The sequence below is a fragment of the Aeromonas sp. MR7 genome, assembly GCF_963899385.1.
GTDB lineage: Bacteria > Pseudomonadota > Gammaproteobacteria > Enterobacterales > Aeromonadaceae > Aeromonas > Aeromonas bestiarum.
In genome coordinates this window covers 105,118-119,116 of the sequence record NZ_CAWQXH010000032.1, presented here as the reverse complement: position 1 = coordinate 119,116, position 13,999 = coordinate 105,118, and the positions used below count along the sequence as shown (strand labels likewise).

Here is a 13,999-nt window from a genome sequence, read left to right as displayed (position 1 = left end):
GACGGGCTCCTGGCGTTAATTGACTCTTGGTTGAGTTTGCTGGCGAGGAAGGGCGTACTGGCTCAGCTGGCTCAGTTCCTGATCGATGGCATGTTGAATGAGGGAGGGAATATCCAGGATGAGGGCAACCTCGCCGCCGCCCAGAATGGTGGAGCCGCTGATCCCTTGCAGGCGTTGAAACAGCTTGCCGAGCGGCTTGATGACGGTCTGAAATTCCCCCAGCAGTTCATCGACCACCAGCCCGGACTTCTTGCCGCCGTGACTGACGACCACTATGTTTTCCCTGCGTCCTCTCGCCCCTTCGACATCGAAGTAGTGCTGGAGCCGGACGAACGGCAGCACCTCGCCGCGCAGGTTGAGGTAGTTGCGCCCCTGGGTATCGGCCAGGGCACTCTGGGTCAGCTCCACGCACTCGATCACCATGTCGAGGGGGATGACGTAATGGGTGGTGCTGACCCGGACCAGAAAGCCGTCGATGATGGCCAGGGTCAATGGCAGCCGGATCTGCACCCGGGTGCCTTGTCCGGGCTTGCTGTCCAGCTCGACGCTGCCGCGCAGGGCCTGGATATTGCGTTTGACCACGTCCATGCCGACTCCTCTGCCCGAGAGGTTGGTGATGGTCTCTGCGGTGGAGAAGCCGGGCTCGAAGATGAGCTGGTAGATCTCCTGATCCGTCAATACCGCATTGGCGGCGACCAGACCCCGCTCTTGCGCCTTTTGCAGAATTTTTGCCTTGTTGAGGCCGGCGCCATCGTCCTTGATCTCGATGACGATACTGCCGGAGTCATGATAGGCATTGAGGGTCAAGGTACCCCTCGCCGGCTTGCCGGCGGCGAGGCGCTGCCCCGCCGATTCGATGCCGTGATCCATGGAATTGCGAACCAGATGCATCAGGGGATCGCCTATTTTTTCCACCACGGATTTGTCGAGTTCGGTGTCACCGCCTGTGATGACCAGTGCAATGTCCTTGTTCAGCTCGTGGCTGACGTCGCGCACGACGCGCTGGAAGCGGTTGAAGGTGTCCCCGATGGGCACCATGCGCAGGCGCAGGGCGCCATCCCGGATCTCCTCGACCAGCATGGCGATGGTGGAGTTTGCCTCCTGCAGCTGGCTGTCTCGTGAGCGCTGGGCCAGCAGGCTGGCGCCCGAGCTGGCGACCACCAGCTCGCCGACCAGATTGATCAGATCATCCAGCTTGTCGGCATGCACCCGGACGTAGCGCCCCTCCTTGGTTTTATTCTCCTTGTTCTGGTGTTGTTTCTTGAGCGCCGCATCCACGACCACCTCGTTGACTGCGCCCTGGGCAATCAGGATCTCCCCCAGCTTGCTGCTGTCAGTCTGCGGACTGTCATGTTGGGTTTGCAGGCCGAGCGTCAGCTCGCTGGCGGTCAGCGCCCCGGTTTTGACCAGCAGTTGCCCCAGCATGTCGTTGTCTTCTGGCAGGTCATGGATGAGCGCTATGTACTCGGCCAGCTTGCTGTGAGGGGGCAGTATGGTGATGCGGCAGTCATCGCGAACGAATTCGAACACATCGCTCAGGGCACCTTTGTCTGCCTGGGTGTCGACATCGAGCTCATAACCGAGGTAGCAGCTCTCGGGATCGAAATGTTCCCAGTCAGGCAGGGCGTCGTGAAGGGTTTCGATGGCGCAGAGGGTGCCCATGGTGCCGAGGTAGCGCAGAAACGAGGCGGGATCCATGCCATTGCGCAGCACATCCTGGCCAAAGCGCAGGGATATGTGCCACAGCGAGGTGGCGCTGACATGACCCTCTTCCTTGCTGACCGGCTCCGGGCCTGCGGATGGGGTACATTCCGGCAACCCGGTCTGGCGTGCCGTCTGATGGCGCGCCAGATTGAGCCGCAACAGGGAGTCCAGTGCCTGTTCGTCATCCCCCAGTGATGCGCCCTGCTCTGCGACCAGACGGACCAGCCGTTCGATGTGATCCCGGCTCTCCAGCAGATCCTTGATAAGCGTCGTGGTGATCGCCAGTTGCTGATTGCGCACCTGATCGAGCAAGTCTTCGACTATGTGGGTGAAGCTGACGATGGGCTGCAAGCCAAACAGGCCGGCGGAGCCCTTGATGGTGTGTGCCGCCCGGAAGATAGCGCCTATCAGCTCGCTGTTGTCCGGGTCGTTTTCCAGCGTCAGCAGAGCGGACTCCATCTCTTCCAGCAGTTCGCGTGCCTCGGCTATGTAGGTTTGCAGGGCCTGATCAAGATTGATGCTCACGAATGACTCCTTGTCACTGGGACTGCCTAGGCGTGATCAGCGTGGGGCATGAGGGTGGGATCGCCAAAGAAGGCCGTCAGCTGGCACAGCTCCAGCGCGTCCAGCACCGCATGGCTGTGCATGATCAGGTGCAGCGGATAGCCGCTCTGTTGCGCCGTTTTCTTGGCTGCCAGCAACAGCTGCAAGCCGGCGCTGTCCATCTCGGACACCTGGGACAGATCCAGCTCCAGCGCCTGCTGGCGGTAGAGCAGGGGGGTGAGTGCCAGCTTGAGTTCGGCGGCTGTGTAGATGGTCATCTCCCCCGATACCTTGACCAGCGTCTTGTGTTCACCCGTCTCTATGTGCAGCGGCATGGGGGGCTCCTGACTCAGGGCATGATGAGCTTGGCGACGGCCGCCAGCATCTGATCGGGCTGAAATGGCTTGACCACCCAGGCTTTGGCCCCTGCCGCCTGTCCCTCCTGTTTCTTGCTGTCCTGGGATTCCGTGGTCAGCATGATGACGGGGGTGAACTTGTAGCTGGCCAGTTTCTTGGCCTCCTTGACGAAGCTGATGCCATCCATGTTCGGCATGTTGACGTCGCTGATGATGAGATTGATCTTCTTGCCGTCGAGTTTCCTGAGGGCATCCTTGCCATCGCAGGCTTCCATCACCTCGTAACCGGCTCCCTTGAGCGTCATGCCGACGACTTGGCGAATGGTTGCCGAGTCATCCACGATCAGGACTGTTTTGGCCATATCTGTCTCCTAGAAAAAAGTAACGTCTGCACTGCTGGAGGAATTCATCATGGGTTGCTGGCGGCGGCCATGATGAATGTTGCGTTGTTCATCAGTGGCATAGGAGAGTTCCATGTCTGCCAGCCAGCTCTCCGCATCTATCTGGATGGGGCCGGACTGGTGTGTTCTGTTGCGTGAGGAAATCAGGTGGTCATTGAGGCTGTCCATGTTCTGGCGTACGTGGTTGAGGATTTGACTGACCCTATCCTGGAACTGTAACGAAACGATGACATCGGAGATCTCGCGGTGGATCCCCGAGCTTTCGCTCTGCAGCAGGGCGGCCGACTCCGCCAGGCTGGTGGTGGCCATGCGAAAGCGCTCCAGCACCTGCTCGATGGCGTGCTCCGAGTCACTGACGGCGGCTTGATCCCGTGCGGCTGCACTTTCTGCTATCTGGAAGGCGCGGCCAATGCCGGTGTTGATGGTGTCGACCTTGTCCGTCATCTTCTGGGCCGTTTCGCTGGAGAGGCGCGACAGGGTGCGCACCTCATCGGCCACCACGGCGAAGCCGCGACCTGCCTCACCGGCCCGAGCCGCTTCTATGGCGGCATTGAGCGCCAGCAAGTTGGTCTGGGAGGCAATCTTGGCCACATCGAGCGCCATGGTATTGAGCTCTATGGTGTAGGCGGTAAGCGTCTTGATCTCCGCCAGCATGGCATCGCGATTGGCTTGCGCGGAGTGCATGATGGCGAGCACCTGGTTGAGCTGGGCCTGGCTCTCGGCCAGTACGGCGGCCATGCCCGCGGATTTTGTCCCTCCCAGATCGCCAGCGGCATCGTGAGAGGCGGCTACCGCCTCTTCCAGCTTGGTGGTGAGCCCGGCGAAGCGCTGGGTCAGATCGATCATGGCCCCTTCGGTCTGCTGACGGGAGTTCTCAATCTGCTGCGACCAGATGGGGACGGCTTTCTCGCACACTTGTTCGAGCCCGATGATGGAGTGGCTGAGCTGGGCGGCAGACCAGGTATGGGCAGCCTCCTCGTCGTGATGGCTGGCCACCGGCTTGCCGTGATAGTGATGGGAGCACCAGAGGGCTGCGCCCAGTGCCAGCACGCCGTTGGCCAGCAGATAAGGCAGCGGGCTGCCTGCGAGTGTCAGCAGCAGGGTGCTGAGCAGGCCTGTGCCCAGGCAGCATGCCCAACTCACGGGGTCCCAGAATGCAATGGTCTCTGCCGTCTTGTGATCTGTCATACGCAAACTCATCCCTGCACGTGAGTCGGGGCGGGAACAAGCTGCTATCCCACTGGTGACAGAGAGGATGATCCACGCCCGAACCCGTTAGTTACAAATGGCTCAGTAAGGTTAGCGCAAAAAAATAACTTGGTTACAAATCGGTCCTGTTCGGGGGGATCTACTGATAAAACTGGAATATGGAGGCAGCAGACGGGGCTCTGGCTAGACGAGAGCGCGGTGAAGTGGCGGATAACGAAGCGTGGGGATAGCGCGGAGGCAAGCGCAGATAAAAAGCAGATAAAAAGGAGCCTGATGACCCAGGCTCCTGCTGAGGATTAGGCCTCGTTGGCGTGGGCCTTCTGGCACCCTTCGACCGCATGGGCAATCAGCTCAAGCGCGCTCTTGTCGCACGGGGGCAGCTCGGCATCGCACGAGTTGATGGGGGTGACGCGATCGCCCCACTTGATGATGGCGGCGCCCCAGGTCAGACCGGCACCGAAGGCGGCGGTCAGCAGATAGGAGTTCGGCTTGACGCGGCCCTGCTCCAGCGCTTCGCACAGGGCGATGGGCACGGTAGCGGCGGAGGTGTTGCCGTAGTTCTCGATGTTGACCATCACCTTCTCCATGGGGGCGTTCATGCGCTTGGCCAGGGTTTCGATGATACGGATGTTGGCCTGGTGCGGCACTATGAGATCGACCTGCTCCGGGGTGATGCCGGCCTGGCTCAGCACTGTGCCGGTGGCTTCACCCATGCCGCGCACGGCGCGCTTGAAGATCTCCGGGCCTTCGAAGTTGAAGGTAAAGAGCCCATCCACATCGGCAAAACGCACTCGATCGGTACCAAAGTTCGGGACGTGCAGTATCTCCCGCGCTTCGCTGTCACAGCCGAGCTTGTTGGCAATCAGCCCGCACTCCTGCTCGCTCGCCTCTATTACCACGGCCCCGGCGCCATCGCCAAACAGCACTGCGGTATCGCGGCGCGCCCAGTCCAGCAGATAGGTCAGGCGCTCGGCACCTATCACCAGCACCTTCTTCATCATGCCGGTCTGTACCAGGGAGGTGGCGACGGAGAGGGAGTAGACAAACCCGGTACAGGCGGCGTTGAGGTCGAACACGGCGGCGTTGACGGCACCGAGCTTCTTCTGCACCGCAGAGGCGGCATTGGGCAGCAGGTTATCCGGAGTCGCGGTCGCCAGTATGATGCCATCGAGATCGCTCGCTTCCAGGCCCGCACAGGCCAGGGCGCGGCGACCGGCCAGGGTGGCGAGATCCGAGGTGCTGACGTGGGAGATCCGGCGGGCCTTGATACCGGTACGCGGATAGATCCATTCATCCGACGTATCCATGATGGTGCTGAGGTCATCGTTGGTCAGCACTGAGGGGGGCAGACATTTGCCCCAACCGGTGATATTGGCGTATTTCATCTTGTTACCGCTTCTCAAAGTGGATCGCCCGCAGGCGGAAAATCGCGCAATTATGCCGCACGGAGCAACCACTGTCATCTTGTGGTCATGGTTATCTGGCAGGGAAGAGGCGTAAAACCGCCGAAAATAGCGGGAAATTTTGCTTAAAATCGAGGACTCGCCTGCCCTAAGATAGGGCTTTCCACCATCCAACGGGGCTGCCCCTTGCACAAAGCCAACCTCAACCTGCTGCCCACCCTCAAGGTGCTGCTGGAGACCCGCAACATCAGCCGGGCGGCCGAGCTGCTGCACCTGAGCCAGCCCTCCATCAGCAAGCAGCTAAGCCAGCTGCGCAGCGAGTTTGGCGACGACTTGCTGGTGCGGGAGGGGCAGCGCTGGCTGCTGACGCCACGGGCCGAGACGCTGGCGGCGGCCTTGGCGGATTCCCTCGGTGCGCTGGATCGGCTCTACGAGGCACCGGGTTTCGACCCCGGTCGCTGCGAGCGGGTGTTTCGGCTTGCCTCGTCCGACTATGTGGCCCAGCACATCCTGCCCGATATCTGCGCCGCGCTGGCCAAAGAGGCGCCGCTTGTTGCGCTGGAGTACAGCCTGTGGGACAAGCGCCAGCTGCCCCAGCTGTGGCAATCCGAGCTGGATCTGGTCTCCACCATCACGGAGCTGGTGCCGGAGCAGATCCGTGGCCTGCATCAGGGGGAGGACAGGCTGGTGGTGCTGATGGGCCGCCATCACCCCTTGGCGGGCAAGCCACTCAGTCTGGATGACTACCTCGCCTGGCCCCATCTGCAGGTGAGCGGCGGCGGTGACAAGGACAGCCCGGTGGAGCAGGTGTTGGCGCCGCAGGGGCTTAACCGGCGCTGGTTTGCCAGGGTGCCCTTCTTTCAGGCCGCAGTGGAGGTGTTGCTGCGCACCGACTGTTTGATGACCACCCCGGCCCATATCGCCTGGCAGCTCTCCCGCGAGCAGGATCTCGCCTTTTGTGATCTGCCGTTTGCCACCCGCACCCAGCAGTATCATCTGCTGTGGCACCAGCGCCATCATCAGGATCCGGCTCACAAGTGGTTTCGCGAGCTGGCCTACCCCTTCTTGCGCGAACACCTGCAACGCACGGTTGCCGAGAGCCGCAAGCTGTTGGCTGGCGTCCGCTAGCCGCAGTCGGTTGTGCCAGCCTATAGCCGTTGGCTATGGGATCTATTCATAACTTTCACTTCTGGCATAACTGGCCGCCCCTTACCCTGAGATCCGCTGCTGATATTCGGCTTACAGGTAGGGAAATATATGGAATTGACGAGTTGGCTGGCACTGGCCGCAATCTGCGTGATGGGGGCCATCAGCCCGGGGCCGAGTCTGGCGCTGATCATCCGCAATACGGTGCAGGGGGGGCAGGGTCACGGGGTGGCAACCGCGCTGGGTCACGGCCTTGGCGTTGGCATCTATGCACTGATTACCGCGCTGGGGCTCTCCGTGCTGATCACCAAGACCCCGCTGCTGTTTGATCTGATCCGTTACGGCGGCGCCGCGTTTCTCGCCTGGCTCGGCATCAAGGCGCTGCTTGCCAGGCCCGCCAGCGAGTCGGCCGAGGAGGTGGTCCACCAGTTGCGTGGTCGTCAGGGGGCCTTTGAAGGCTTTATGGTCGCCTTTCTCAACCCCCAGCTTGCCATCTTCTTTATCGCCCTGTTCAGCCAGTTCGTACGGGCCGACACCGGCTGGAACGAAGGGGGTATCATGATGCTCACCGCAGGTGGCATAGATGCGCTCTGGTATGTGCTGGTGGCGCTGGTGCTCTCTCGCGGCCCAGTTCTTGCGTGGCTCAAAGCCAAATCCTTCGTGATCGACAAGGTGAGTGGTCTGGTGCTGCTGGGGCTGGCGCTCAAGGTAGTGCTCTGAGGTTCGTTTGTCAGCGGCCCTGCGCCATGAGGGCAGGGCCGCTGAACGTATACCCGGCTCCACGGGCGGGACTGCGATCTCCGGACTTTTAATCCTGTATCTTGCGGTGATCTTAAGCGGGATCAAGGCAAGCAAAGGGCGACTGACCTAGAGTGACGGGCATTTTCTGTCTGCCGATAGACTCAGAGACCATGCACCCACAGATCCATAGCCACGCGCTGAACCGCCTCGAACTGCTGGCGCCAGCCAAGAACCTCGCCTACGGCATCGAAGCCATCAACCATGGCGCCGATGCCGTCTACATGGGTGGCCCCGCCTTTGGTGCCCGCAGTGCGGCGGGCAACTCCCTCGACGATATCGAAGCACTGGCGCGCCACGCCCACCGCTTCGGCGCCCAGGTCTTCGTTGCCTTCAACACCTTGCTGCACGACAGCGAGCTGGAACAGGCCCGGCGCCTGACCCACCAGATTTACGAAGCGGGGGCCGATGCGCTCATAGTGCAGGACATGGGGCTGCTGGCACTGGACTTGCCCCCCATAGCGCTGCACGCCAGCACCCAGACCGACAACCGTACGCCAGAGAAGGTGAAGTTTCTGCAGGATGTGGGCTTCTCCCAGGTGGTGCTGGCGCGCGAGCTCTCCTTGGCACAGATCCGCGAAATAAGCGCGGCGACCAAGGTGCAGCTGGAGTTCTTTATCCACGGCGCGCTCTGCGTCTCCTACAGCGGCCAGTGCAACATCAGCCATGCCCGCACCGGCCGCAGCGCCAATCGCGGCGAGTGTGCCCAGCTCTGCCGCTTGCCCTGCTCGCTGCAAAAGCCGGACGGCGAAGTGCTGGTGGAGGGCAGTCACCTGCTCTCCTTGAAAGACATGGATCAGACCGACAACCTGGAGGCGCTGATCGCGGCGGGTATTCGCTCGTTCAAGATAGAGGGGCGCCTCAAGGGGCTGGATTACGTCAAGAACGTCACCGCCTGGTATCGCCAGAAGCTCGACGCCATTCTGGATCGCCGCTCCGATCTGGTGGCCGCCTCGGCGGGGCGTTGCAGCTACAGCTTCGAGCCGGATCCGAAAAAGAGCTTCAACCGTGGCTCAACCGATTACTTCCTCAATGGCCGCCAACAGGGGATCGACTCCACCCTAAGCCCGAAATACGTGGGCGAGCCTCTGGGTTGCGTCACCAGGGTGACCCGCGATGGTATCGAGATCGACGGCAAGCCGGTCACCCTCAACAACGGCGACGGCCTCGGCTTTTTCAAGCCGAACAAGGAGCTGGTGGGGATGCGCCTCAACAAGGTGGAAGGCAAGCAGTTACTCCTGTCGGAGCGCATGCCGGGCTTGATGGTGGGCACAGAAATCTACCGCAACCACGATCAGGCATTCAGCAAGATGCTGGAAAAGGCCAGCGCGGATCGCCGCATCCGGGTCGATATGCAGCTCTGTGAGTGCGATGAGGGATTGCGCCTCATGCTCACCGATGAGCAGGGCATCAGCGCCGCGGTGACGCTCCCTTGCGACAAGCAGCCTGCCGACAATCCGGAGCGGGCGCTGCAACAGGCGCGCGACCAGCTCGGCAAACTCGGCAATACCCTGTTTGTGGCCCGCAAGATTGAGTTGGCAGTAACGAGGCCGCTATTTATTGCGGCATCACAGCTCAACGGGCTGCGCCGGGATGGCATAGCCGCGCTGGAGGCCGTGCGCGTGGCCAGCTACCAGCGCCCCGAGCGACGCATAGCCCTGCGCGATGTCAGCTATCCGCAGCACCGCCTCTCCTACCTTGGCAACGTGCTGAACTCGGCCGCCGAGCAGTTCTTCCGCGAGCACGGGGTGGAGCGCATCGCCCCCGCCTATGAGGCGAACAAGGAGGAGGGGGAAGTGGTGCTGATGATCACCAAACACTGCATCCGCTACAGCCAGAACCTCTGCCCGAAAGAGGTGCCCGGCCTCAAGGCCGAGCCGCTGGAGCTCAAGATGGGCAAGGACACCTTCCGGCTGCGCTTTGATTGCAACCGCTGCGAAATGCAGGTGATGGGGAGCCTCAAGGGGTAATGACCTCTGCGGCCTCTTTCCGGGCATAGGGCGGCCGCGGATTCGATGGCAGTATAGGGAGGATAGAGAGGGAGCTTGCCCGAGCACGTATATCCCGCCGGGATAAGCGAATGCCCTCGGGATCTCCGTGAGTAGACAAAGGAACTGTCATGAAAATCAATGTATTGCCGTTTTGCACGACCCGCTGGGCCGATATAGCGCCGACCGAGCACAAGGGGGAAACCGGCGTCGCCCGCTGGCATACCCAAACCTTTGGCGAGCTGCGGGTGCGGATGGTGGAGTACTCCTCTGGCTATCTGGCGGATCACTGGTGCAGCAAGGGGCATGTCCTGTTGTGCATCGAGGGGGAGCTGCACACCGAGTTGCAGGATGGCCGCATCTTCACCCTGACGGCGGGCATGAGCTATCAGGTGGCCGACAACGCCGAGCCCCATAGATCCTTCACCGAGCAGGGCGCCCGGCTCTTTATCGTCGATTGAGCCATTCACCTTCTTTTGTTGCCACCGAGGCCAACCACCATGCTCGAACTCAGACCCAACTGTGAATGCTGTGACCAGGATCTGCCCGCCGACACGGGTCTTGCTTATATCTGCTCCTTCGAGTGCACCTTCTGCGCCGATTGCAGCGAGCACTATCTGCAACTGATTTGCCCGAACTGCGGCGGCGAACTGGTCAGGCGTCCCCGCCGCCCCACGGCCAAGCTGGCGGCCAATCCCGCCTCCATCAAGCGCATCTTCAATCCGGCCCTGAAAAACCAGCCTTAAGAAAAAGGAGTGGCAGTTCGAGCATCCGGTGCTGACGGTCGTGGCTGCATGCCCGGGCCTTGTGCTTGTCTCTTCTTCCCGCATGGGAGAAGGGGGGGGTCAATACGAAGGGAGCGGCTGGGTGTCTGCAATGTCTCTTTACGAACGCCTGATGAGGCTTGGCTAATCAAGCCTGCCTTGCTGTGCCGGTGGGCGAGTGCCCACCGGTAGATTCGGTTGCAACCATGGTAAGTTGCCAACGACACACTATGGCTTGGCGAATTGATCGGCGCTGAGCACCTCGATGCCAACGAAGGGTTGCTCGCCCTCGACCCAGGCATCGTGCCCCGGCGGTATTGTGTAGGACTCGCCGGCGTTGATGGTCTTGAGGGTGCCGTCCGTCAGGCGGACAGTGAGCGCCCCCGAGACGGCGTAACCCACGTGCGAGAGCTGGCATTGCTCCGTCTTGACGACAGGTTTGATGCAGTCAGACCAGCGCCAGCCGGGGGCAAAGTTGAACCGCCCTATGGTGTAGCCATTGAGTTTAACGACCTCGACCCGGGTCTTGTCGGGAGTGCGCACCTCGTCGGGGGCGCCGTGGGACCTCACTTGGAATTGAGTGACTGTGACTGGAGTGGACATGTTTTCTCCTCGCTTCAAACGGATTGCAGCCGATGGCTGCGATCGGATCGCCAGGAAACACGCCGTGATCTCGATAGTCAGCAAGCTGCCCACGCGCAGCGTCATCCCGGTCTTCGAAGTATTCGCCCAAACTCCCGTCGGCGCTCTGGTTTGCTGCCGTTATGGGCAAGTTTTCACCCCATGTCAGGCGCGCTCTGCACTGGAACGGCCAGCCTTGCCGGGTCTATCGAAAAACATGGTTGTTCTTCAATAGCTTGGCTGATGAGGGCGAGATGAGCTGGCATTGGGTTACGTCTGGCGCCGAGTGTGACCAGGGCCTTCCTGGCAGGGCAAACGGCAAGGGTTGGGCTGCCCCCTGGCGTGGCGGCAGGGACCCAAGGCTCAGAGCGCGATCCCCTCGAGGCGCAGCAGCTCCTGCTTGATGGACAATCCCCCCGCATAGCCGGTCAGGCTGCCGTTTTGGCCTATCACGCGATGGCACGGCACTATGATCGACAGCGGATTGCGGCCGTTCGCGGCGCCGACCGCACGGCTCGCACTCGGTTTACCGATGACGCGGGCAATCTCGCCGTAGCTGCGGGTCTCGCCATAGGGGATATCGCACAGCGCCTGCCATACCGCTTGCTGAAAAGCCGTGCCACGGGCGGCGAGCGGCAGCGTGAAGCGCTGCAGGCGCCCGGCGAAATAGGCATCAAACTCGGCAAGATAGGGGGCGAGCGCCTCACCGTCTTGCTGCCAGCCGCTCATGTCGGGCAGCGCCCGCAGGCCTGCCACAAAGTCCACGTGTACCAGGCCGTGCGCGTTGATGGCGACCAGCAGTTCGCCGCAGCTCGTTGGCAGCATGTCATAGCGGATCATGGGTTATCTCCTCGTCATGGCTTTGGGGCGCCTTGCTCCCCGTTGTGGGTGACAGCGGGTTTGCGATGGCACTCGCTGTGGTGGTCAATGGCTGCTTGATCAGCAGGGCCGGTTGTTCGCTCATGGCGTGCCACAGCCAGCTCGCGGCATAGCCGCGCCACGGTTGCCACGCTGCGCTTTGCGCCAGCACCTCTTTCACCGGCAGCTTGTCGCCGCCCCCCAGCGCCTTTTGCAGCACGAGATCGGAGGCGGGGAAGGCGTCGGGATCCTGCCCGCAGCGCAGCCGCCAGTAGGCGACCGTCCAGGGACCTATGCCCGGCAAGGCCAGCAGTTGCTCGTCGCTGGCCGTGGTCAGGGAAAGCGCACCGCTCGCGAGCGCGGCGGCGAGCCCCTGCAGCGTGCGAATGCGGCTGCCGGGCATGCCGATGCCGTCGAGATCCAGTGTGCATAGCTGCGCCGGGGTGGGCAGCTGCACCACCCCGAACTGCGCCTCGGTACGTGCCACCAGTCGTCCCATGATGGTGATGGCGCCCTTGACCGACACCTGCTGGCCGACGATGGCGCGCAGCATCACCTCGTACTCATCCCAGCCGGCGGGCAAGCGCACCCCGGGCCAGCGCGTCTGCAGGCGCGCCAGCAGCGGATCCTGCCCGAGCCGCTCACCGATGCGCTGCATGTCGGCGTCGAGATCCCACATGCGGCGCACGCGATACAAGAGATCAGGCAGCGCCGCGGGCGGCAGATCATGCACTGTGAGCCTGATGCTATGGCCCTTGCCCTGCTCGATGCGGATCCAGCCCGCGTGATCGCCGACGCTATGGCGCCGCTCATACGCATCGCCATCGACCCGTTCCAGCCCGGGGATGGCCCGCAGCTGGTAAAACGCCAGCATGGCCGCCAGGTCATAAGGCGGGCGATAGGACAGCTGCAGCGTGAGCGCCGCGCCGCTCTCGGTGACGTCGGCCCTTCCTTCACGCTGGCGCAGCGCCCGGGGCGCCAGGCCATACGCCTGGCTCCAGGCATCGTTGAAGCGGCGAATGCTCGCAAAGCCCGCCGCAAACGCTATGTCCGTGATGGGCAGTGCGGTTTCGGTCAGCAGCCGTTTCGCGAGCAGCAGCCGGCGCGTCTGCTCCACCTGTTTCGGTGACGCACCGAGGTGCTGCTCGAATTGGCGGCGCAGCGTGCGCTCGCTTATTCCGGCCTCTGCCGCCAGTGCGGCGAGCGAGCCGTCCGCCAGCTCGCCGCGATCGATCCGCGCCAGCAAACGGGCGAGTTCGGGCGGCAGATCGCCGCGTGCGGCGGGGGCCAGCTCGGGGCGACAGCGCAGACACGGGCGCAGGCCATGTTGCTCGGCCGCGGCAGCGCTTTGGAAGTAGCACACGTTGTGCTCGTGCGGTGGCCGCGCGGGGCAGACGGGGCGGCAGTAGATGCCGGTGGAGAGCACGCCGGTAAAGAAGCGGCCATCGAAACGCGCATCGCGGGCGAGCCGGGCGGCGTGGCATTGCTCGCGGCTGAGGCTCGGGATCCCCTCATCCTGATGGTGGTCACTGGCTGATGGCGAGTTCATGGTCCTGGCGCTCCGTTCTGGGTGCATGGATGAGAGAGTAAGGGGGAGGGGAGGTGGTGACTAGCCAGAAACGGACAGCAATTGAAATAAAAACGTCGCCGGGAGAGCCGCTGTGGCGAGGTTGAAACCGGTCGAACCGGGCGGGCAAGTGTGAGAATCTGGGGTGACAACATCCAAGGAGGATAGCACCATGCCAGGACCCGCCCGCGCCGGCGCCCTGATTTACGCCAGGGATCTCGGCCTGCTGACCCACTTCTACCGCACCCTGCTGCAGATGGACATTCGCAGCCAGGATGACGCTTTTGTCGTGATGGAGAACGACGACATCCAGCTGCTGATCCATGGCATCCCCGAGTCGATTGCCTGCGATATTGATATCCAGGTGCCACCGCAGCTGCGCGAACAGGGGGCGATAAAACTGTTCTTTACCGTGCCAAGCCTCGCCTGGGCCGAGGCCAGGGCGGCCGATCTCGGTGGCGGCCTGTTGCCGCAGCAGTGGCCGGGGCCTGGCTTCGTGCTGCGCAATGCGTTTGATCCGGAAGGCAATATCCTGCAATTGCGCGAGTGTTTGAGTGCCCCGGATCCCCTCTGAATCCGGTTGTTTGCCAATGAAAAACGGGGCAGTCAAGCTGCCCCGTTCCCCTCTTCACTCGCTGGCG

General features: G+C 62.3%; 15 protein-coding genes. 7 read left to right on the top strand and 8 right to left on the bottom strand.

Features of this window, described 5'->3' with window-relative positions; genetic code table 11:
* Positions 1-15: 15 nt before the first annotated feature.
* The 5 genes from AACW87_RS15130 to AACW87_RS15110 all read right to left on the bottom strand — a co-directional run bounded on the left by AACW87_RS15130 (position 16) and on the right by AACW87_RS15110 (position 5,598).
* Entirely contained in the window at positions 16-2,229 is a 2,214-nt protein-coding gene (locus AACW87_RS15130; protein ID WP_241325425.1) for a chemotaxis protein CheA, read from the bottom strand.
* A gap of 26 nt (positions 2,230-2,255) precedes the next feature.
* On the bottom strand, positions 2,256-2,582 hold the full coding sequence (locus AACW87_RS15125; RefSeq protein ID WP_098984917.1) for an STAS domain-containing protein: 327 nt from the start codon (positions 2,580-2,582) through the stop codon (positions 2,256-2,258).
* 14 nt (positions 2,583-2,596) lie between these two features.
* A complete protein-coding gene (locus AACW87_RS15120; protein WP_042867032.1) occupies positions 2,597-2,965 on the bottom strand; it encodes a response regulator in 369 nt (122 codons plus the stop codon).
* Positions 2,966-2,974: 9 nt separating this feature from the next.
* Positions 2,975-4,192 (bottom strand): methyl-accepting chemotaxis protein, encoded by a 1,218-nt coding sequence (locus AACW87_RS15115; RefSeq protein ID WP_241325424.1) that lies wholly within the window; start codon positions 4,190-4,192, stop codon positions 2,975-2,977.
* A gap of 317 nt (positions 4,193-4,509) precedes the next feature.
* Positions 4,510-5,598 (bottom strand): ketoacyl-ACP synthase III, encoded by a 1,089-nt coding sequence (locus AACW87_RS15110; protein ID WP_043135054.1) that lies wholly within the window; start codon positions 5,596-5,598, stop codon positions 4,510-4,512.
* A gap of 204 nt (positions 5,599-5,802) precedes the next feature.
* On the opposite strand from AACW87_RS15110, the gene AACW87_RS15105 reads away from it, so the two are divergent.
* The 5 genes from AACW87_RS15105 (at position 5,803) to AACW87_RS15085 (ending at position 10,294) form a co-directional block, all read left to right on the top strand.
* Entirely contained in the window at positions 5,803-6,744 is a 942-nt protein-coding gene (locus AACW87_RS15105; RefSeq protein ID WP_241325422.1) for a LysR family transcriptional regulator, read from the top strand.
* A gap of 129 nt (positions 6,745-6,873) precedes the next feature.
* On the top strand, positions 6,874-7,482 hold the full coding sequence (locus tag AACW87_RS15100) for a LysE family translocator (RefSeq protein WP_241325421.1): 609 nt from the start codon (positions 6,874-6,876) through the stop codon (positions 7,480-7,482).
* A 191-nt stretch (positions 7,483-7,673) separates the two neighbouring features.
* Entirely contained in the window at positions 7,674-9,530 is a 1,857-nt protein-coding gene (locus AACW87_RS15095; protein ID WP_241325420.1) for a peptidase U32 family protein, read from the top strand.
* A 149-nt stretch (positions 9,531-9,679) separates the two neighbouring features.
* Positions 9,680-10,009, top strand: coding sequence for a DHCW motif cupin fold protein (locus tag AACW87_RS15090; RefSeq protein WP_241325419.1), 330 nt, complete (start codon positions 9,680-9,682; stop codon positions 10,007-10,009).
* A gap of 39 nt (positions 10,010-10,048) precedes the next feature.
* The gene (locus AACW87_RS15085; protein ID WP_103471466.1) at positions 10,049-10,294 is read left to right on the top strand and encodes a DUF1272 domain-containing protein; all 246 of its coding nucleotides are present in this window, start codon (positions 10,049-10,051) and stop codon (positions 10,292-10,294) included.
* Between the two features lie 246 nt (positions 10,295-10,540).
* On the opposite strand, the gene AACW87_RS15080 is transcribed toward AACW87_RS15085, so the two are convergent.
* Positions 10,541-10,915: a cupin domain-containing protein gene (locus tag AACW87_RS15080; RefSeq protein WP_043554711.1), complete on the bottom strand. Its 375-nt coding sequence runs from the start codon at positions 10,913-10,915 to the stop codon at positions 10,541-10,543.
* On the opposite strand from AACW87_RS15080, the gene AACW87_RS15075 reads away from it, so the two are divergent.
* Positions 10,914-11,168 carry a hypothetical protein gene (locus AACW87_RS15075; protein ID WP_146047111.1) on the top strand — a complete coding sequence of 85 codons (255 nt, stop codon included), beginning with the start codon at positions 10,914-10,916 and terminating at the stop codon, positions 11,166-11,168. The genes AACW87_RS15080 and AACW87_RS15075 overlap by 2 nt on opposite strands.
* A 128-nt stretch (positions 11,169-11,296) precedes the next feature.
* Here the strand turns inward: AACW87_RS15075 and AACW87_RS15070 are convergent, their stop codons facing one another.
* Positions 11,297-11,773: a methylated-DNA--[protein]-cysteine S-methyltransferase gene (locus AACW87_RS15070; RefSeq protein ID WP_241325418.1), complete on the bottom strand. Its 477-nt coding sequence runs from the start codon at positions 11,771-11,773 to the stop codon at positions 11,297-11,299.
* On the bottom strand, positions 11,760-13,340 hold the full coding sequence (locus AACW87_RS15065) for an AlkA N-terminal domain-containing protein (RefSeq protein ID WP_241325416.1): 1,581 nt from the start codon (positions 13,338-13,340) through the stop codon (positions 11,760-11,762). Before AACW87_RS15065 ends, AACW87_RS15070 begins: the two co-directional genes overlap by 14 nt.
* A gap of 190 nt (positions 13,341-13,530) precedes the next feature.
* Here AACW87_RS15065 and AACW87_RS15060 point away from each other — a divergent pair, with 190 nt between their 5' ends.
* Entirely contained in the window at positions 13,531-13,932 is a 402-nt protein-coding gene (locus AACW87_RS15060; protein WP_241325415.1) for a VOC family protein, read from the top strand.
* Positions 13,933-13,999: the final 67 nt, after the last annotated feature.